General features: G+C 70.3%; 14 protein-coding genes. 1 reads left to right on the top strand and 13 read right to left on the bottom strand.

Annotated elements, in window-relative coordinates:
* Positions 1 to 297 precede the first annotated feature (297 nt).
* From LDO26_RS01485 to dapB, 9 genes are all read right to left on the bottom strand, one after another.
* Positions 298 to 1,746 (bottom strand): cytochrome c, encoded by a 1,449-nt coding sequence (locus LDO26_RS01485; RefSeq protein ID WP_232129295.1) that lies wholly within the window; start codon positions 1,744 to 1,746, stop codon positions 298 to 300.
* Entirely contained in the window at positions 1,743 to 3,518 is a 1,776-nt protein-coding gene (locus tag LDO26_RS01480) for a GMC family oxidoreductase (protein ID WP_232129294.1), read from the bottom strand. The genes LDO26_RS01485 and LDO26_RS01480 overlap by 4 nt, the downstream gene beginning before the upstream one ends.
* Entirely contained in the window at positions 3,518 to 4,261 is a 744-nt protein-coding gene (locus tag LDO26_RS01475) for a gluconate 2-dehydrogenase subunit 3 family protein (RefSeq protein WP_232129293.1), read from the bottom strand. The genes LDO26_RS01480 and LDO26_RS01475 overlap by 1 nt, the downstream gene beginning before the upstream one ends.
* A gap of 399 nt (positions 4,262 to 4,660) precedes the next feature.
* Positions 4,661 to 6,454 (bottom strand): single-stranded-DNA-specific exonuclease RecJ, encoded by a 1,794-nt coding sequence (gene recJ, locus LDO26_RS01470; protein ID WP_435594011.1) that lies wholly within the window; start codon positions 6,452 to 6,454, stop codon positions 4,661 to 4,663.
* Positions 6,455 to 6,492: 38 nt separating this feature from the next.
* Positions 6,493 to 7,464, bottom strand: coding sequence for a phosphoglycerate mutase (locus tag LDO26_RS01465; protein ID WP_232129292.1), 972 nt, complete (start codon positions 7,462 to 7,464; stop codon positions 6,493 to 6,495).
* On the bottom strand, positions 7,464 to 7,928 hold the full coding sequence (gene greA, locus LDO26_RS01460; protein ID WP_232129291.1) for a transcription elongation factor GreA: 465 nt from the start codon (positions 7,926 to 7,928) through the stop codon (positions 7,464 to 7,466). Before greA ends, LDO26_RS01465 begins: the two co-directional genes overlap by 1 nt.
* 23 nt (positions 7,929 to 7,951) lie before the next feature.
* Positions 7,952 to 11,221: a carbamoyl-phosphate synthase large subunit gene (carB, locus tag LDO26_RS01455; RefSeq protein ID WP_232129290.1), complete on the bottom strand. Its 3,270-nt coding sequence runs from the start codon at positions 11,219 to 11,221 to the stop codon at positions 7,952 to 7,954.
* Between the two features lies 1 nt (position 11,222).
* On the bottom strand, positions 11,223 to 12,347 hold the full coding sequence (carA, locus tag LDO26_RS01450) for a glutamine-hydrolyzing carbamoyl-phosphate synthase small subunit (protein WP_232129289.1): 1,125 nt from the start codon (positions 12,345 to 12,347) through the stop codon (positions 11,223 to 11,225).
* Positions 12,348 to 12,494: 147 nt separating this feature from the next.
* Complete coding sequence (gene dapB / locus LDO26_RS01445; RefSeq protein WP_232129288.1) at positions 12,495 to 13,220, bottom strand: 4-hydroxy-tetrahydrodipicolinate reductase; 726 nt, start codon at positions 13,218 to 13,220, stop codon at positions 12,495 to 12,497.
* Positions 13,221 to 13,492: 272 nt separating this feature from the next.
* On the opposite strand from dapB, the gene LDO26_RS01440 reads away from it, so the two are divergent.
* On the top strand, positions 13,493 to 14,254 hold the full coding sequence (locus LDO26_RS01440) for a 3-oxoacyl-ACP reductase (protein WP_232129287.1): 762 nt from the start codon (positions 13,493 to 13,495) through the stop codon (positions 14,252 to 14,254).
* Between the two features lie 751 nt (positions 14,255 to 15,005).
* On the opposite strand, the gene dnaJ is transcribed toward LDO26_RS01440, so the two are convergent.
* The 4 genes from dnaJ to hrcA all read right to left on the bottom strand — a co-directional run bounded on the left by dnaJ (position 15,006) and on the right by hrcA (position 19,981).
* The gene (gene dnaJ / locus LDO26_RS01435) at positions 15,006 to 16,139 is read right to left on the bottom strand and encodes a molecular chaperone DnaJ (protein ID WP_232129286.1); all 1,134 of its coding nucleotides are present in this window, start codon (positions 16,137 to 16,139) and stop codon (positions 15,006 to 15,008) included.
* A 159-nt stretch (positions 16,140 to 16,298) separates the two neighbouring features.
* Positions 16,299 to 18,215 (bottom strand): molecular chaperone DnaK, encoded by a 1,917-nt coding sequence (gene dnaK, locus LDO26_RS01430; RefSeq protein WP_232129285.1) that lies wholly within the window; start codon positions 18,213 to 18,215, stop codon positions 16,299 to 16,301.
* A 145-nt stretch (positions 18,216 to 18,360) separates the two neighbouring features.
* On the bottom strand, positions 18,361 to 18,891 hold the full coding sequence (grpE, locus tag LDO26_RS01425) for a nucleotide exchange factor GrpE (RefSeq protein ID WP_232129284.1): 531 nt from the start codon (positions 18,889 to 18,891) through the stop codon (positions 18,361 to 18,363).
* A 40-nt stretch (positions 18,892 to 18,931) separates the two neighbouring features.
* Positions 18,932 to 19,981, bottom strand: a complete 1,050-nt coding sequence (hrcA, locus tag LDO26_RS01420; RefSeq protein WP_232129283.1) for a heat-inducible transcriptional repressor HrcA — start codon at positions 19,979 to 19,981, stop codon at positions 18,932 to 18,934.
* Positions 19,982 to 20,026: the final 45 nt, after the last annotated feature.

The raw sequence follows: 20,026 nt of genomic DNA, 5'->3' as shown, positions 1-20,026 counted from the left end.
GTCCGGACCGCGCGCAGGGGCCGGTCTTGCGCCCTCGCATCGATCCGCACGGCGGGTCGAGACCCGCCCTACCTTCGATCGGCCCGCGGATCGCATGCGACTGGCGCCCGGCGAACCGCGCCTGCAGCCGGGCGCCATCAGCAGTCTGTCGTCACCGACACGCGGGGACCTGCCTCGCGCCTGTCTTCGCAGATGAAGCAGCCCCCCTCGCCGCACCCGGGACGACAAGATGGCCATCTGCAACCAGTTCCCGGTTGCAGCGTTCGCCCCCACTTGGACGAAGAACCTGGTGTCCGCTCAGTGCGTCGCCGTCGGCACTTCGCCGGTGCCGTCGGCCGGAACCGCGGCGCCGAGATCGGCGGCGGTGCGCGGATCGATGACGCCCTGGATCGGCGTCTGCGCCGGCAGCTTCGCGCGCAGCCGGCGCACCTCGGCCACGCCGACCGCGGCGCCACGGTTGCCCCAACTGCCACGGATGAAGCTGACCACGTCGGCGATCTCGGCATCGCTGAGGCGGTCGCCGAACCCGGGCATCGCGAACTGGGTCGGCGCGCCCCGGGTCGACGGCATGATCGCGCCGTTGAGCACGATGCGCACCAGCGACGAGGGATCGTCGCCGTTGACCGCGGGATTGCCGGCCAGCGCGGGATAGACCTGCGCATAGCCGCCGCCATGGGTGCGGTGGCAGGTGGCGCAGCTGTCGACGTAGACCTGCGCGCCACGTGCGCTGGCATCGCCACCCCGCAACGCCTGCGCCACGGCCGGATCGGCGACGAACGGCGCTTCCTCGCGCGCGGGCGCCAGCGTCTTCAGGTAGCGGGCGATCGCACGCAGGTCGTCGTCGCCGACGTACTGGGTGCTGTGCTGGACCACGTCGGCCATGCCGCCGAAGGCCGCGGTGGTGTCGGTACGCCCGGTCCCGAGGAAACGCACGATGTCGTCCTCCGACACGCCGCCCAGACCGGTCAGCGCCTCGCCACGCAGGCTGGGCGCGACCCAGCCGTCGGCGCTGCCGCCGCCCAGGAACCGTCGCGCCGGATCGTCGTGCAACGCCTTCTCCTGCAGCGTCAGCGCGCGCGGGCTGTGGCAGGCGCCGCAGTGGCCCAGCCCTTCGACCAGGTAGGCGCCGCGCGCGACGACCGGATCCTCGTAGCCGGGCGCATGCGCGAGGGCCTGCGCCGGCGTCGGTGCGAACAGCGCGCGCCAGTACGCCAGCGGCCAGCGCAGCGACAGCGGCCACGGGATGCCGGTCCTGCGGTTGTCCTGCCGCACTGGCGCCACGCCGTGCCGGAAATATGCGTACAGCGCGGCGATGTCCTCGTCGCTGACCCGCGCATACGAGGGGAACGGCATCGCCGGATACAGCGGCGTACCGTCCGGCGTGACCCCGCGGCGCACCGCGCGCTCGAAATCGCCGAGACTGTAGCCGCCGATGCCGGTGTCCGGATCGGGGGTGATGTTGGTGCTGTAGATCACCCCGATCGGCGATGCCAGCGGCAGGCCGCCGGCGAAGGGCTCGCCGCCCGGTGCGCTGTGGCAGGCGACGCAGTCGCCCATCCGCGCCAGCGATTCGCCGCGCGCGAGCAGTGCCGGCGTGACCGGCACCTGCAGGCTTGCCGCGGCATCGCCGCCGGCCGGAAACAGTCGCGGCGCCTGCCAGGCGCCCAGCAGCCCCACCGCGGCGATGGCCAGCAGCCACGGCAACCGGCGGCGCCAGTGGCGGGCGGAACGCGGACGCGCGCTCATGCCTGCACCAGCGGGCCGGGATCGGCCAGGTAGCGGTCGCGGATCGCGGCGGCCGACCAATAGGCCAGGCCGCCGACCAGGCCGGTCGGGTTGTAGCCGATGTTCTGCGGGAACGCCGACGCGCCCATGACGAACACGTTGTGCACGTCCCAGCTCTGCAGGTAGCGGTTGAGCGCGCTGGTCGACGGGTCGGTGCCGACGATCGCGCCCCCCGTGGTGTGGGTGCTCTGGTAGACGCGCACGTCGTAATGGTCGCCGGGCTTCTTCAGGCTGACCGCGTACTGCGCCGGTTGCATCGCCTTGGCGATCTGCTCGGCGCGTTCGGTGACGAACCGCGACATCCGGTATTCGTTGTCGTGCCAGTCGAAGGTCATGCGCAGCAGCGGCAGGCCGAAGGCGTCCTTGTAGGTCGGGTCGAGGTCGAGGTAGCGGTCGCGGTAGGACATCACCGAGCCGTGCACGCCGATCGACGTGGTGTGCAGGTAGTGGTCACGCGCTGCGCGCTTCCACTGCGCGCCCCAGGCCGGCGTGCCGGGCGGCACCGACAGTTGCTGGATCGGCCGGCCGCCGGTCTGGCCGCCATAGATGTAGGCGCCGCCGACGAAGCCGTGCGGGCCATGGTCGAAGTGGTCGGAATTGAAATCGTCGACGATCTGGATGCCGCCGGCGCCGGCACCGATGAACGGATTGATCGCCACGTCCTTGTCGAAGAACACGCTGATGCCGCTCATCATCTGGTAGGCATAGTTCCTGCCGACCACGCCCTGTCCGGTCTGCGGGTCGTACGGCGTGCCGATGCCCGACAGCAGCATCAGCCGCACGTTGTGCAGCTGGTAGGCGGCCAGCACCACGATCCCGGCCGGCTGGAACACTTCGCGCCCCTGCGCGTCGATGTAGGTCACGCCGGTCGCGCGCCTGCCGTCGGAATCCAGGTTGACCCGGGTGACGTGGCTGCCGGTGCGCAGGTGGAAGTTCTCGCGCTGCATCAGCACCGGCAGGATCGTAGTCTGCGGCGCCGCCTTGGAATACATGAAGCAGCCGAACCGCTCGCAGTAGCCGCAGTAGTTGCACGGCCCCAGGCGCACGCCGAGCGGATTGGTGTAGGGCTGCGAGGCGTTCGACGAAGGCTGCGGGAACGGGTGGTAGCCGACCTCGCGCGCGGCGTCTGCGAACAGCCGTGCGCCGTAGGTATCGGCCATCGGCGGATTGGGGTAGTCGCGGCTGCGGCGCCCCTCGAACGGATTGCCGCCGTCGCGGATCTCCCCGCCCAGGTTGCCGGCGCGCCCGGAGGTGCCGCACAGGTACTCGAAGCGGTCGAAATGCGGCTCCAGCTCGTCGTAGCCGATGCCGTAGTCCTGGATCGTCATGTCATCCGGCAGGAAACCGCGGCCGTAGCGGCCGACGACATGGCTGCGGAGATTCAGGTCTTCCGGCGAGGGCCGGTAGTGCTGGCCGTTCCAGTGCGCGCCGGCGCCGCCGACGTTGTTGCCGAGCAGGAACGAGCCGTACTGGCGGTACGGCACCGCGGTGTCGCCGACGCGGTGGCGCACGGTCACCGTTTCCCTGGCCAGCGGCTGGAACAGCCGGCCGCGGATGCCGTAGGCCAGCTCGTCGATGATCTTCGTATAGCTGAAATCGGGCTGGGTGTCGCGGAACTCGCCGCGCTCGAGCGCCAGCACCTCCAGGCCGGCCTCGACCAGTTCCATGCCCATGATCGCGCCGGTCCAGCCGAACCCGACCAGCACCGCGTCGACAGGCTTCATCGTGATCATCAGCCCTCCCTCCGCAGCGATACCGGCCCGAACGGATAGACCGCGCCCGGCTGTTCGGCCCAGTCCATGAAATCGGCGCGGGCACCGGGGAAGCCGATCATCTTCCAGCTGCCCATGCCGCGGTTGCCGCCGTACATCGGATCGGCGAAGTAGCCCTCCTTGGTGTTCTGCAGCAGCAGGGCGAAGAAGGCCTGCGCGGGAACGCCGTCGAGTTCGGCGCTGCCGGCCTCGAGCTGCGACAGCGCCGCGTCGCGGCCGGCGTCGTCGAGTTCCGCGAACGGCCCGCCGTGCTGCGCCCGGCACCAGCGGTCGACCGCGGCGATGCCGCTGCGGTAGAGCTCGCGCGGGGTGAAACGCAACTGGTAGCCGAGCGTCGGCGGCGTGTCCGGCACGAACGGCCCCTGCATGTACCACAGCCCGCCATGGCCGTAGTCGGATTCCATCTCGCGGTCGATGAACTCGGCCACGCCCAGCTCCAGCGCGCCGGGGCCGACGTCGTCAGCCGGGATCAGGCGGTCGACCGCTGCGGTGACGAACGCCCATTCGGCCGGGTTGAAATAGCGCGGCGCATAGTCGGCGGCGCGCTCCGCGGATGCCGCTCCGGCATCGTCGGGCGCGCAGCCGGCGAGCGGCGTCGCCAGCAGTCCCGCGGCCGGCACTACGGCCAGGGTATGACGGAGGAATCCGCGGCGTGACTCCGAGACCGCGCCCGGAGGCACGGGGTCGACGGGCTTGCGTGACATGGCTGGCTCCTGCTGGCGATGCACCATGCCGACGGCCGGCACGGTCCGCCGGTCGCCCGCATGTCTGGTCCTCCCGGCCGACAGCCTACAACGACAGCGCGGCGTCGTGTGGGGAGAAGCCGGTGTGGACCATGGATGCGGCCCACAGATAACAGGTTCTTCTCCCAACTCAGGGGAACGACCTGTAGCCGACGACCTGCCTCAACGCCTCGCCGCCGGGAACCAACATCGGCGCGTAGGGCGGGTCTCGACCCGCCATTGTGTCGCCCGACGTAGCGGGTCGAGACCCGCCCTACCTCACGGCGCCCGGCAGCTTTCGCCCTCCCCCCCAGTCGGGCGAAGAACCAGATAAAAGCAGCAGTCCCTGGGGCGTATGCGGATTGCGCCGGGGAGGCGCGCCTACCGGCTGTTTACCGGTTCGCGATGCTCGACGACCAGTTGCACGGCGCCGTTGCCCCGGTAATCGTCCGGTGTCAGCCGGTAGGCGATGCGCTCGCAGGCAGCGGGCACGACGCCCTGCCCCGCACCGAAATGGATCGCGTCGATGCGCAGCCGCGTGCCGACCGGGCACAGCGTCAGCTTCAGATGGCGCTGGCCGACCACGCGCCAGTCCAGCACGTCGAATTCGCCGTCGAACAGCGGCTCCGGAAAGCCCTGCCCCCATGGCCCGCCGTCGCGCAGCGCCAGCGCATGCGCGATGTCGAACTCGGCCGCCGCCAGCGCGCCATCGGTGACGATCTCCGCGCGCAGCAGCGCCGGGTCGAGCGTCGCTGCGACCGTCTGCCGGAAGGCATCGGCGAACGCGTCGAACGCCTCGCGCCGCAGGCTCAGGCCGGCGGCCATCGCGTGCCCGCCGAAGCGCTCGATCAGCCCCGGATGCGCGCTGTCGACCGCCGCCAGCACGTCGCGGATGTGCAGGCCGGGGATCGAACGCGCCGAGCCGCGCAGCTGCTGGCTGTCGGGGTCCGCCGGTGCGAACGCGACCACCGGGCGATGCAGCGCGTCCTTCATCTTCGAGGCGACCAGGCCGACCACGCCCGGATGCCAGTCGGCATCGAACAGGCACACGCCGGCGTGCAGCGGATCGACCGCGGGCCGCCGCGCCAGCGCGGCCTCGGCATCGTCGAGCATCGCCTGCTGCACGGCGCGGCGCTCGGCGTTGATCGTGTGCAGCAGGCCGGCGAGTTCGCGCGCCTGGCCGATGTCGTCGGCCAGCAGGCACGCGATGCCGATCGCCATGTCCTCGAGCCGGCCGGCGGCATTGATCCGCGGTCCGATCGCGAAGCCGATGTCGGCGGCGCTCAGGCGCGCGGCCTCGCGGCCGGAGACCTCGATCAACGCCCGCAACCCGGCGCAGCCCTGCCCGGCGCGGAGGCGGCGCAGGCCCGCGGCCACCAGTGCGCGGTTGTTCGCGTCCAGCGGCACCAGGTCTGCGACGGTGCCGACCGCGACCAGGTCCAGCAGCGTCGTCAGGTCCGGCACCACATGATCGGCGAACGCCCCGGCCTCGCGCATCCTTCTGCGCAGCGCCAGCAGCACATAGAAGATCACGCCGACGCCGGCCAGCGCCTTGCTGGCGAACCCGTCGCCGGCCAGGTTCGGGTTGACGACCGCATCAGCCGGCGGCAAGGCATCACCGGGGAGATGATGGTCGGTGACCAGCACCCGCCAGCCCTGGGCCTTCGCCGCGGCGACGCCGGCATGGCAGGCGATGCCATGGTCGACGGTGACCAGCAGCGGCTGTCCAGGTCCGACGCCGGGCCGCCCGGGATCGGGCAGCAGCGGCGCCAGCGACTGGACCAGTCCGGGCGACAGGCCATAGCCATGCGCGACCCGGTTGGGCACCGCGTGCACCACGTCGGCCGCGCCGAGCATGCGCAGGCCGCGCACCGCGACCGCGACCGCGGTGGCGCCGTCGCAGTCGAAATCGCCGACCACCAGGATCCGTCGGCCGGCCGCGATCGCCTCGGCCAGCAGCGCGGTCGCGGCATCGATGTGGGTCAGCGCGTCGGGCGGCAGCAGCCGGGCCAGCCGCGGTCGGGCGCTGTCGGCGTCATGCGCGCCGCGCGCGGCGTAGATCCGCCGCAGCAGCGGCGGCACCGACTCCGGCCAGCCGTCGCCGACCTCGCAGTCGCGCCGGCGGATCGTCGGCATGCCGGCCGGCGCTGCGTCGCCGACGGGCGCGCTGTCCATCAGCGCGCTATCGATCAGCACGCGCCCGGTCGGCACGTTCACGCCGCGCTGCCGGCCAGCGGCCGGCGCCAGATCCGCAGCCGGTGCCAGCGCGCCAGCGTCAGCACGCGGCCGTCCTCGTCGTCGAGCTCGAGCGCAGCCAGCTCGCCGCGCCCGAGCGCGGCGAGCGCCGGGCGCAGCCACTGCGTTTCCAACTGGCGCAGGTCGCGCAGCCCGGCGAGATCGAACAGCGCGTCGCCGGCGCCGCCAGGCCAGGCCGGCGGCAGCGGCTGCACATCCGTCGCGGCGGCCGCCAGCGCCTGGCAGGTCGGATCCACGGTGTAGACGTGGCCATGCCGGCTGCGCACGTGCACCCCGGCATCCGGCCAGGCGCCTCCGCCCCAGAACCACAACGCGTTGACCGGCGCCCTGCCGGCGACGGCACGCGCCGCGTTCCACGGGTGGTTGTGCAGGATGATCTGGGCCTCGCTGGCGAGCATCCGCCAGCGCCGCGCTTCGGGCGTGCCGCCATCGAGCATGCCGTCGTCGCCGTCATGCTCGGACAGGTCGGTGCCCAGCGCCTCGGCCGGATCGGGGAATGCTGGCAGGCGGCTGCCGCGGGGCAGCCGCAGGTACCAGCGCGACGGCACCGGCGCATCGAGCCGGAAACCGGCGTCGCCGAACAGCGGTTTCAGCGCCGGCAGCAGCGCATCGCAATCGGCGCGGGTCAGGCCGAGCGTCTCGCCATGCGCCATCAAGCGCACGCCGTTGATGTCCGGGCGCAGCCACGCCGGATCGGCGCGCAGCCACTGGCTGTCCGCCGCGTCGCCGTCGCCGGCGTCGACCTGCCGCGACAGCGCCGCCATCGGCCACGCCCCCGCCGGCAGGTCGACCTGCCGCGCAAGCTGCGCCCGACGTCCGGGACCGGCGCGCGCGATGTCGGCGCGACCGAGGACCCGCAGCAGGTCCGGCGCCGGGCGCTGGGCGCCGAAGCGCGCTGCCGCGGGCAGCAGGAACGTCGCCCGCGTCACTAGCCGATATATTCGACGCTGACGATGTCGTACTCGCGGGTGCCCGCCGGGGCGTCGATGCTGACGCTGTCGCCCTCCAGCTTGCCGATCAGCGCGCGCGCGACCGGCGAGGAAATCGCGATCAGGCCCTGCTTGATGTCGGCCTCGAGGTCGCCGACGATCTGGTAGCGCTTCTCCTCGTCGGTCTCGACGTCGGCGATCGTCACCGTCGCGCCGAACACCACCTTGTCGCCGGCATTGAGCTTGCTGACGTCGATCACGTCGGCATGCGAGAGCTCGCCCTCGAGCTGCTTGATGCGGCCCTCGATGAAGCTCTGCTGCTCGCGCGCGGCGTGGTACTCGGCGTTCTCCTTGAGATCGCCGTGCGCACGCGCCTCGGCGATCGCCTCGATGATCGCCGGCCGCTTGACCGACTTCAGCTCGTCGAGTTCCGCGCGCAGCCGCTGCGCGCCCTTGGTTGTCATGGGTGCCCGCATGGCGCCCTCCTTCAGGTCGTTTCGTGGGTGTCCGCCGCACCGCGCAGTTGCGCGTGCAGCTCCTGCAGCGACCAGACCGGTCCGGTGCCGCGATAGGCCAGAGAATGCAGCAGGGCCTTGGCGCCGGCAACGGTCGTCGAATAGGTCACCCGGTGCTGCAGGGCCTCGCGGCGGATCGAGAACGAGTCGGCGATCGCCTGCTTGCCCTCGGTGGTGTTGACGATGTAGGCGATCTCGCCGTTCTTGATCAGGTCGACGACGTGCGGCCGGCCCTCGATGACCTTGTTGATCTGCTCGCAGGCGATGTCGTGCGCGCGCAGCCATTTCGCCGTGCCGGCGGTGGCGACGATCGCGTAGCCGCGCCCGGCCAGGTCGCGCACGACCGGCAGCACGCGCTGCTTGTCCGGATCGCGGACGGAGACGAACACCTTGCCGCTGGTCGGCGGGGTACGGATGCTGGCCGCCTCCTGCGCGCGCGCGAACGCCGCGCCGAAGCTGCGGCCCACGCCCATGACCTCGCCGGTGGAGCGCATTTCCGGCCCCAGGATCGGATCGACGTTCTGGAACTTGGCGAACGGGAAGATCGCTTCCTTGACCGAGTAGTACTCCGGCACGATTTCGGTCGTCGCGCCCTGCTCGGCCAGCGTCTTGCCGGCCATGCAGCGCGCCGAGATCTTGGCCAGCGGCAGGCCGATCGCCTTGGACACGAACGGCACCGTGCGCGAGGCGCGCGGATTGACCTCCAGCAGGAAGATCGTCTCGACGCCCGCGTCGTCGGTCTGCACCGCGAACTGGGTATTCATCAGGCCGACGACTTTGAGCTTGCGCGCCAGCGCGACCACCTGCTCGCGCAGGCGCGCCTGCACGTCGCCCGAGAGCGAGTACGGCGGCAGCGAGCACGAGGAGTCGCCCGAATGCACGCCGGCCTCCTCGATGTGCTCCATGACGCCGCCGATCAGCACCTCGCCATCCTTGTCGGCGATGACGTCGATGTCGACCTCGACCGCGTTGTCGAGGAAGCGGTCGAGCAGCACCGGCGAGTCGTTCGACACCTTGACCGCGTCGCGCATGTAGCGCGCGAGATCGCTGTCGGCATGCACCACTTCCATCGCCCGGCCGCCGAGCACGTAGCTCGGGCGCACGACCAGCGGATAGCCGATCTCGCGCGCCAGCACCAGCGCTTCCTCGGGGTTGCGCGCGGTACGGTTCGGCGGCTGCTTCAGGCCGAGCTCGTCGACCAGCTTCTGGAAGCGCTCGCGGTCCTCGGCCAGGTCGATCGAGTCGGGCGAGGTGCCGATGATCGGCACGCCGTTGGCTTCCAGCGCCCGTGCGAGCTTCAGCGGGGTCTGGCCGCCGTACTGCACGATCACGCCCTTGGGCTGCTCGACCTCGACGATCTCCAGCACGTCCTCGAGCGTCAGCGGCTCGAAGTACAGGCGGTCGGAGGTGTCGTAGTCGGTGGACACGGTTTCCGGGTTGCAGTTGACCATGATGGTCTCGTACCCGTCCTCGCGCAGCGCCAGCGCCGCGTGTACGCAGCAGTAGTCGAACTCGATGCCCTGGCCGATGCGGTTCGGGCCGCCGCCGAGCACCATGATCTTGTCGCGGCCGGTCGGCTGCGCCTCGCACTCGTCCTCGTAGGTCGAGTACAGGTAGGCGGTATCGGTCGAGAACTCGGCCGCGCAGGAATCCACGCGCTTGTACACCGGGCGCACGCCGAATGCGCGGCGCAGCGCCCGGACCGCCTGCTCGTCGGTATCGACCAGCTGCGACAGCCGCGCGTCGGAAAAGCCCATGCGCTTGAGCGCGCGCAGGCGCTTGCCGTCGAGCGCGTCGATGCCGGCCGCGGCGACCTCGGCCTCGGTCGCGATGATCTCCTCGATCTGGTCGAGGAACCACGGATCGACGAACGACAGGCCGTAGACGTCCTCGACCGACAGGCCTGCGCGGAACGCGTCGGCCAGGTAGAACAGGCGCTCGGGACCCGGTTCGCGAACCTCGCGGCGCAGCGTCGCCAGATCGTCCTCGTCGCCCAGGTCCAGGCCGGTCGGGTCGAAGCCGACCTTGCCGGTCTCCAGGCCGCGCAGCGCCTTCTGCATCGATTCCTGGAAGGTCCGGCCCATCGCCATGACCTCGCCGACCGACTTCATCTGCGTGGTCAGGCGCGCGTCGGCCTGCGGGAACTTCTCGAACGCGAAGCGCGGGATCTTGGTGACCACGTAGTCGATCGACGGCTCGAACGAGGCCGGGGTCTTGCCGCCGGTGATCTCGTTCTTCAGCTCGTCGAGGGTGTAGCCGACCGCCAGCTTGGCCGCGACCTTGGCGATCGGGAAGCCGGTGGCCTTGGAGGCAAGCGCCGACGAACGCGACACGCGCGGGTTCATCTCGATGACGACCACGCGGCCGGTGGTCGGGCTGATGCCGAACTGCACGTTGGAGCCGCCGGTATCGACGCCGATCTTGCGCAGCACCGCGATCGACGCATCGCGCAGGCGCTGGTATTCCTTGTCGGTCAGGGTCTGCGCCGGGGCGACGGTGATGCTGTCGCCGGTGTGCACGCCCATCGGGTCGAGGTTCTCGATCGAGCAGACGATGATGCAGTTGTCCGCGGTGTCGCGGACCACTTCCATCTCGAACTCCTTCCAGCCCAGCACCGACTCCTCGACCAGGACCTCGGTCGTCGGCGACAGTTCCAGGCCGCGGGTGACGATGTCGACCAGCTCTTCGCGGTTGTAGGCGATGCCGCCGCCGGAGCCGCCGAGGGTGAAGCTCGGGCGGATGATCGTCGGATAGCCGACCCGGGTCTGGATGTCGAGCGCTTCCTCCAGCGTATGCGCGACCTCGGCCTTCGGGCACTCCAGGCCGATCTCGCCCATCGCCACGCGGAACAGCTCGCGGTCCTCGGCCATGCGGATCGCCTCGCGCTTGGCACCGATCAGCTCGACGCCGTACTTCTCGAGCACGCCGTTGTCGGCGAGGTCCAGCGCGCAGTTCAGCGCGGTCTGGCCGCCCATCGTCGGCAGCAGCGCGTCGGGCTTCTCCTTGGCGATGATCTTCTCGACCGTCTGCCAGTTGATCGGCTCGATGTAGACCGCGTCGGCGGTCTCCGGGTCGGTCATGATCGTCGCCGGGTTGCTGTTGACCAGCACGACGCGATAGCCCTCCTCCCGCAGCGCCTTGCACGCCTGTGCGCCGGAATAGTCGAACTCGCAGGCCTGGCCGATGACGATCGGGCCGGCGCCGATGATGAGGATGGTCTGGATGTCGGTGCGCTTTGGCATGTCAACGCGCCTCCATCAGCGCAACGAACCTGTCGAACAGAGGGGCGACATCATGCGGGCCGGGACTCGCCTCGGGGTGGCCCTGGAACGAGAACGCCGGCGCATCGGTCAGTTCGATGCCCTGGTTGGTGCCGTCGAACAGCGAGCGGTGGGTCACACGGACATTGGCCGGCAGCGTGGACTCGTCGACCGCGAAGCCGTGGTTCTGCGAGGTGATCAGCACCTTGCCGCTGTCGAGGTCCTGCACCGGATGGTTGGCGCCGTGGTGGCCGTGCGGCATCTTCATCGTCTGCGCGCCGGCGGCCAGCGCCAGCAGCTGATGGCCGAGGCAGATGCCGAAGGTCGGAAGCTTGCGCGCGATCAGCGTACGGATCGCATCGATCGCGTAGTCGCAGGGCTCCGGATCGCCTGGGCCGTTGGACAGGAACACGCCGTCGGGCCGCAGCGCCAGCACCTCGTCGACCGGCGTGCGCGCCGGCACGACGGTCAGTTCGCAGCCGCGCTCGGCCAGCATGCGCAGAATGTTGCGCTTGACCCCGTAGTCGTAGGCGACGACCTTGAACTTCGGCGCGGCATTCGCCCAGACGCCGCTGTCGAGGTCGAGCTGGCCTTCGCTCCACGCGTAACGCTCGGCGGTCGTGACTTCCTTCGCCAGGTCCATGCCCTTGAGGCCGGGGAACTTGCGTGCGGCCTCGACCGCGCGGTCGACGTCGATGTCGTCGCCCGCCATCAGCGCGCCGTTCTGCGACCCGCGATCGCGCAGCAGGCGCGTCAGCTTGCGGGTGTCGATCGCGGAGATCGCGACGATGCCGCGCGCGCGCAGCCACTCGGGCAGCGCGACCTGGCTGCGCCAGCTGCTGGGGCGGCGCGGCACGTCGCGCACGATCAGGCCCGAGGCCCAGACCCTGGCGGCTTCATCGTCCTGGTCGGTGCAGCCGGTGTTGCCGATGTGGGGATAGGTCAGCGTCACCAGCTGGCGCGCATACGAGGGATCGCTCAGCACTTCCTGGTAGCCGGTCATCGCGGTGTTGAACACCACTTCGCCGACCGACAGGCCGGGGGCGCCCACGGAAACGCCCTCGAACACGGTGCCGTCTTCAAGGACGAGGATTGCGGAATCTGTCACGAGGTCTTCGCCTACGTCAGGTTGCAGGAAACCGCCGGAGCGGTGGCGACCGGTCCGGAGGTTGGGGGTTCAGGCGAGCGGGAATTGTACCGATGCGGGCCATCCGACGCCAGCGATCCGGCGCCTGTGGCCGACCGGACGATGCGTTCAGGCGTCGCCCAGGCCGAGCAGTTCGGCGACCGCGTAATGACGCGGTTCACGTCCCGCCAGCCGGGTCGCGACGTGCAGCGCGCCGCTGGCGAAGATGTCGCGGTTGCTGGCCCGGTGGACCAGTTCGATGCGCTCGCCGGGGCCGGTGAACTGGACCAGATGCTCGCCGACGATGTCGCCGGCGCGGATCGACGCATAGCGCGGCGTGGCGCCCTGCCCGGCGGCCGCCGCGCCCAGCGTCAGCGCGGTGCCCGACGGCGCATCGAGCTTGCGGGTGTGGTGCGCCTCGACGATGTCGCAATCCCAGTCGGGCAGCGCGGCCGCCGCGCGGGCGACCAGGTCCTGCAGCACGGCGACGCCGAGGCTGAAATTGGACGCCCACAGCACCGGGATCCGCGCGGCGGCCGCCTGCAGCGCCTCGCGCTGGGCGTCGTCCAGCCCGGTGGTGCCGGACACCAGCGCCGCACCGCGCTTGAGGCACAGCGCGAGCAGCGCGTCGAAGCCGCGCGGCAGGCTGAAATCGATGGCGACATCGAACGCCGGCGCGCCGCCGAGTTCCGACGCACCGAAGTACGGCACGCCGTCGATGACCCTTTGCTTCGGCGTGCGACCCGAGACCGCGGCGACCACGTCCAGGTCGTCACGGGCCGAGGCCAGACGCAGCAACGCCTGCCCCATGCGCCCGGATGCGCCGTGCACCAGTATCCGCAACGGCGCGCTCATGCGGACACGCCTTGGTCGGTGCAAAGGCGGACGCGGCACCTAATGCCGGCGGGGGGAGTCTGCGAAGGTCGTGGCGTGGTCATGCCCGCATTCTATCGCCGCGCCGGCGGCCGCATGCCCATCCGCGATGTCTGCAGCCGGGCCGGGGAACCCGGATCCGGCAACGGCGCGCCTGGACATGGCCCGTCGCCGCGTTGCCGCTCGGTATCGGCTTCCGGCCGCACGTGGCGGTTTACGCTTGGCCCTTCCCTTCCTTGCCGCGAGCCCGCCACATGCAGCTGTCCGACCAGATCGTCCTCGTCACCGGCGCCGGCCGCGGCCTGGGCCACGAGATCGCATCCGCCTTCGCCCGCGAAGGCGCCCGCGTCGTCGTCAACTATCGCCGCAGTCGCGACGCCGCCGAAGCGCTGGCCGCGCAGATCGGCCCGCGCGCCATCGCCCTGCCGGCCGACGTCACCGACCCGGCCCAGGTCGGCGCGCTGTTCTCGCAGGCATCGGCGCATTTCGATGGCGACGTCACCACCGTCGTCAACAACGCACTGGCCGATTTCTCGTTCAATGGCGATGCGCGCGCGAAGGCGGACGCGATCGGCTGGGAGGATTTCGCTACGCAGTTCCAGGGCAGCGTGCGCGCCGCCCTGAACACCACGCAGGCGGCCCTGCCCGGCATGCGCACGGCCGGCTTCGGCCGGATCATCAACATCGGCACCAACCTGTTCCAGAACCCGGTGGTGCCGTATCACGACTACACCGCCGCCAAGGCCGCGCTGCTGTCGCTGACCCGCACGCTGGCGGGCGACCTCGGCCCGGACGGCATCACCGTCAACATGCTGTCGGGCGGCCTGCTGCGCACCACCGACGCCAGCGCGGCCACACCCCAGGCGGTGTTCGACTACATCGCCGCGAACACGCCGCTGCGCAGCGTGACCACGCCGGCCGAGTTCGCCGATGCGGTGCTGTTCTTCGCTTCGCCATGGTCGCGCGCGGTCACCGGCCAGAACCTGGTCGTCGATGGCGGCCTCGTCCGCGACTGAGTGTTCCATCGGCGTGCGTCGGCCGATGCCGGCGCAACCACCGACGGGAGCCGCGACCGGCGACTTGCGCAAGTCAAGCACGCCGTCGGCCGCATATCGCGCGACTGGCGGTTTTTTCGCCAGCAATTGGCACGCCACTGCTGGCGCGGCCCCGAGGCGCTTATCCACATCTTTGTCATCGGATCATCCACACCGGCTGTGGATGACGCACCGGCTGACAGGAACCCGGGGGACGGTCAAGCGCCGCCTTCACCCCCGAATGCGTCGAGGCGACCGGCACCGACCCGCGATGCGCAACCGTGTGCGCAGGTCAACAGGCGCGAATGCGTGGCAGGCGCGAAGTGGACAAAATATCGCCAGCCCGGACGACGCCGGCAGTGATGCGGCCTGGCGACGCTTATCCACAGTTTTGTCATCCGATGATCCACACCGGCTGTGGAGAACCCGCCGGCTAGGCGATCCGCGGCGCGTCGTCAACGGTGGGTAACGGCCGATTTTCGCGACTGCGCACAGGACTGGAAACGGGGTCTTCCCTCAACCGAGACAACGGCCTGCGGCCACCAGCGCCCTGGGCGCCCGTCGCCTCGCCGGAAGCACCCTCAGCCGCATGGACCGGCGTGGCGGCCCGAAACCCGCCCTGCCTCCGTATCGGCGCGTGTGATCGCATGCGACGGATGCCTGTGGTGCACGCCATACGACAACGCCCGGCATTGGCCGGGCGTTGCGCAGGACGAATACAGGCCGACGACGATCAGGACGTCATGCGTTCCCAGAAGCTCTTGACCCCGTCGACGAAGGTGCTCGATCGCGGCGAATGCCGGCGGGCGTTGTCGCCGGTGAAGGTCGCCTCGAACTGGTCGAGCAGGTCGCGCTGCTGGGCGGTCAGGTTGACCGGCGTCTCGACGACGACCTTGCAGTACAGGTCGCCGGTCGAGCGGCTGCGCACCGACCTGACGCCCTTGTCGCGCAGGCGGAACACCTTGCCCGTCTGGGTTTCGGCCGGCACGCGGATCTCCGCCTCGCCGCCGAGCGTGGGCACCCGCACGGTATCGCCCAGCGCAGCCTGCGAGATCCGGATCGGCACCTCGCAGTGCAGGTCGTCGCCGTCGCGCTGGAAGATCGCATGCTCGCGCACCCGCACCTCGACATACAGGTCGCCAGGGGGCGAACCCGCCGGACCCGCCTCGCCTTCGCCCGACAGGCGGATGCGGTCGCCGGAATCGACGCCGGCCGGAATCTTCACCGACAGCACCTTCTCCTCTTCCACCCGCCCCGCGCCGTGGCAGCTGCGGCAGGGGTTGGCGATGATCTGGCCCTGTCCGCCGCAATGCGGGCAGGTCTGCTGCATGGTGAAGATGCCGCGCTGCATGCGCACCTGGCCGCGGCCGGCGCAGGTCGAACAGGTCTCGCGGCGACCATCCTCGGAACCGGTGCCGTCGCATTCGCCGCAGCCGACCAGGGTCGGCAGCTCGATGCGCTTCTCGACGCCGGCAACGGCCTCCTCGAGGTCCAGTTCCATGACGTAGCCGACGTCGGCGCCGCGACGCGGGCCACCGCGCCCACCGCCGGCACCGAAGATGTTGCCGAAGATGTCGCCGAAGATGTCGCCCATGTCGGCGCCGCCGAAACCGGGCCCGGCGTTGCCGCCGCCCATGCCGTGCTCGAACGCGGCGTGGCCATGCTGGTCGTACATGCGGCGCTTGCCGCCGTCCGACAGCACCTCGTAGGCCTCCTTGCACTCCTTGAACGCCACCTCGGCGGCATGGTCGCCGGGGTTGCGGTCGGGATGGTGCTTCATCGCGCAGCGGCGATAGGCCTTCTTCAGCTCGTCCTCGCTCGCGTTGCGGGCAACTCCGAGGACTTCGTAGTAATCGCGTTTGCTCATGCTGCGGGACTCGGGATTCGGGACTCGGGACTGGGAACAATCAACGGCTTCTGGTACACGACGCTATTCTCCAGGTGGACGGGAAATCGAAGGGCCCAGAAACAACGGGACCCGGCGGACCTTGCCGCCGAGTCCCGAGTTCGGGCCCGAATCCCGGCCCTACTTCTTCTCGTCGTCCTTGACCTCGGTGAACTCGGCGTCCACCACGTCGTCGGACTTCGGCGCCTCGCTGCCGGCCTGGCCGGCCTCGGCCTGGCCCGCCGCGCCCGCAGCCGCGAACAGCTGCTGGGCGACTTCCTCCAGCGCCTTCGATTTGGCCTCGATCTGGCCCTTGTCGTCGCCCTTCATCGCGGTCTCGACATCGGCCAGCGCGGCTTCGGCGCGGCCGATGAGGTCGCCCGGCAGCTTGTCGCCGTTGTCCTTGATCGCGGTGCGGGTCGTGTGGACCAGCGCATCGGCCTGGTTGCGCGCGGCGACGAGCTCATGGAACTTCTTGTCGTCCTCGCGGTGCGCCTCGGCGTCGGCCACCATCCGCTGGATCTCGTCTTCCGACAGGCCGGAACCGGCCTTGATCTCGACGTTCTGCTCCTTGCCGGTCTTCTTGTCCTTGGCCGACACGTGCAGGATGCCGTTGGCGTCGATGTCGAACGACACCTCGACCTGCGGCATGCCGCGCGGCGCCGGCTCGATGCCGGTCAGGTCGAAGCGCGCCAGCGACTTGTTGAAGCGGGCCTGCTCGCGCTCGCCCTGCAGCACGTGCACGGTCACGGCCGACTGGTTGTCGTCGGCGGTGGAGAAGGTCTGCGAGGCCTTGGTCGGGATCGTGGTGTTCTTTTCGATGATCTTGGTGAACACGCCGCCCAGGGTCTCGATGCCGAGGCTCAGCGGGGTCACGTCGAGCAGCAGCACGTCCTTGACGTCACCGGCCAGCACGCCGCCCTGCACCGCCGCGCCGATCGCCACGGCCTCGTCGGGGTTGACGTCCTTGCGCGGTTCCTTGCCGAAGAACTCGGCCACGGCCTGCTGCACCTTGGGCATGCGGGTCTGGCCGCCGACGAGGATCACCTCGTTGATGTCGGACGCGCGCAGGCCGGCGTCGTTGAGCGCGACGCGGCAGGGCTCGATCGACTTCTTGATCAGGTCCTCGACCAGGGCTTCGAGCTTGGCGCGGGTCAGCTTGATGTTCAGGTGCTTGGGGCCCGACGCGTCGGCGGTGACGTACGGCAGGTTGACCTCGGTCTGCTGCGAGCTGGAGAGCTCGATCTTGGCGCGCTCGGCGGCGTCCTTCAGACGCTGCAGCGCCAGCGGGTCCTTGCGCAGGTCGATGCCTTGGTCCTTGTTGAACTCGTCGACCAGGTAGTCGATGACGCGGCTGTCGAAGTCCTCGCCGCCGAGGAAGGTGTCGCCGTTGGTGGCCAGCACCTCGAACTGCTTCTCGCCGTCGACTTCCGCGATCTCGATGATCGACACGTCGAAGGTGCCGCCGCCGAGGTCGTAGACCGCGATCTTGCGGTCGCCGCCGGACTTGTCGAGGCCATAGGCCAGCGCAGCCGCGGTCGGCTCGTTGATGATGCGCTTGACGTCGAGGCCGGCGATCTTGCCGGCGTCCTTGGTCGCCTGGCGCTGGGAGTCGTTGAAGTAGGCCGGCACCGTGATCACGGCCTCGGTGACCTTCTCGCCCAGGTAGTCCTCGGCGGTCTTCTTCATCTTCTCGAGGATGCGCGCGGACACTTCCTGCGGCGACAGCTTCTTGCCGTCGCTGGTCGCGACCCAGGCATCGCCGTTGTCGTGCTCGAGGATCTTGTAGGGGACCAGACCGATGTCCTTCTGGACTTCGGCGTCCTTGAACTTGCGGCCGATCAGGCGCTTGACCGCGAAGAAGGTGTTGTTGGGGTTGGTGACGGCCTGGCGCTTGGCGCTCGCGCCGACCAGCACTTCGCCGTCCTTGGTGTAGGCGACGATCGACGGCGTGGTGCGGTCGCCCTCGCTGTTCTCGATGACCTTGGCCTTGCCGCCGTCCATGATCGCCACGCACGAATTGGTCGTGCCGAGGTCGATGCCGATGATCTTTGCCATTGCAGTGGTTCCTGTGAAAGTGGTCTGGTTGTGTTGAATTCGGGTGACGGCCGTGCCGTCGCTGTCCGTGATCTGGGGATGGGCGCGGTCGCGTTCAAGCGCTGTTGCGCATCGGCCTGCCCGCCGCGCGCAGGCCGGCGCGGCCTCAGTCGGCCTTGGCCACGACGACCATCGCCGGACGCAGCAGGCGGTCGTTGAGCAGGTAGCCCTTCTGGAATACCTGGGCCACCGCGCCCGGGGCCACGCCCGGCACGTCGACGATGCTCATCGCCTGGTGGTGCTCCGGGTTGAAGGGCTCGCCGGCGGCCGGCGCGACCGTGGTCAGGCCGTGCGCCTCGGTGGCCTTGACCAGTTCGCGCAGGGTCAGCTCGACGCCGGCGCGCAGCGGGTCGTTCTCCGGCGCGCTGGCCAGGCCGGCCTCGAGCGCATCGAACACCGGGACCAGACCCGAGAGCAGACGTTCGTTGGCGAAACGGCGGGCGGTCTCGACCTCGCGGCCCAGGCGCTTGCGCTGGTTTTCCAGGTCGGCGCGTTCGAGCAGGGTCTGGGCCTTGAGCTGTTCGAGCTCGGCCGACAGCTGCTCGACCTGCTCGGCCAGCCTGGCTTCCTCCGTCCCCGCGGCGTTGTCGCCGGCCGCCGGATCGGTCTGGTTCGGATCGGTGTTGTACTGCGTCATGACGGGTTCCCTGGCGGTCTTCGCGCCGCCGACCCGGCTGCTATGGGGTTGGCCGCTCGGGATTCAAGGCGGCGCCGAGCACGCTGGCGGCGGCCTGCACCACCGGGATCACCCGCTCGTAGGCCATCCGGGTCGGACCGATGACCCCGAGCACGCCGAGCACCTGGCCCCCGGCCGAATACGGGGCGGTCACCAGCGACATGCCCTCCAGCGGCGCCAGCCCGGTTTCCTCGCCGATGAAGATGCGCACGCCCGGCGCGTGGATCGTGCGCTCGAGCAGCTGCAGGATCTCGCGCTTGCGGGCGAAGGCCTCGAACAGCTCGCGCAGCCGGTCCAGGTCCGACAGGTCCTGCACGCCGATCAGCCGGTTCTGGCCGGCCAGCAGCATGTCGTCGTCGCCGGGCGCCAGCGCCTGCTCGGCCAGCTCCACGGTCTGCGACAGCAGCGCCTCCATCTCGTCGCGGGCGTTGCGCAGGTCCTGCAGCAGGGCGGTGCGGATCTCGTCCAGCGGCCGGCCGGCGAAGTTCTGGTTGAGGTAGTTGGCCACCCGCTCCAGCTCGCCGGCGTCCAGCGCGCAGCGGGTCTGGAAGATGCGGTTCTGCACGTCGTGGTCGGCGAACACCAGGATCGCCATGACCCGCTGGCCATCGAGCGGCACGAAGTCGATGTGCCGGAACGCCACCTGTCCGCGCCGCGGCACCGACACCACGCCGACGAAGCGGGTCATCGCCGAGACCAGCTCCGACGCGCTGCCCAGCAGCGACTGCTGGCCGCCGCCGGCCAGTTCCCCGCGCAGCCGCGACAGCTCCTGCTCGGGCAGCGGCCGGACCTGCAGCAGCGAATCGACGAACACCCGGTAGCCCTGCGCGGTGGGCACGCGCCCGGCCGAAGTATGCGGCGACGACAGCAGGCCGGCCTCCTCGAGATCGGACAGGATGTTGCGGATCGTCGCCGCGCTGACGTCGAGACCGGCGTGGCGGGCCAGCGTCTGCGAGCCGACCGGGCCGCCGTCGTCGATATGCCGGGCGATCAGCGTGCGCAGCAGCTGGCGCGCGCGGGGGTCGAGCGGATGGGCGGGATCGTTGGGCATGGATGCGGTATACGGGCGCGCCGACCGCGATGCAAGGGAGTTGCG

Origin of the sequence: Proluteimonas luteida (assembly GCF_021191695.1) — a bacterium.
Lineage (GTDB): Bacteria > Pseudomonadota > Gammaproteobacteria > Xanthomonadales > Xanthomonadaceae > Luteimonas > Luteimonas luteida.
This window is presented reverse-complemented; position numbering and strand designations above follow the sequence as displayed.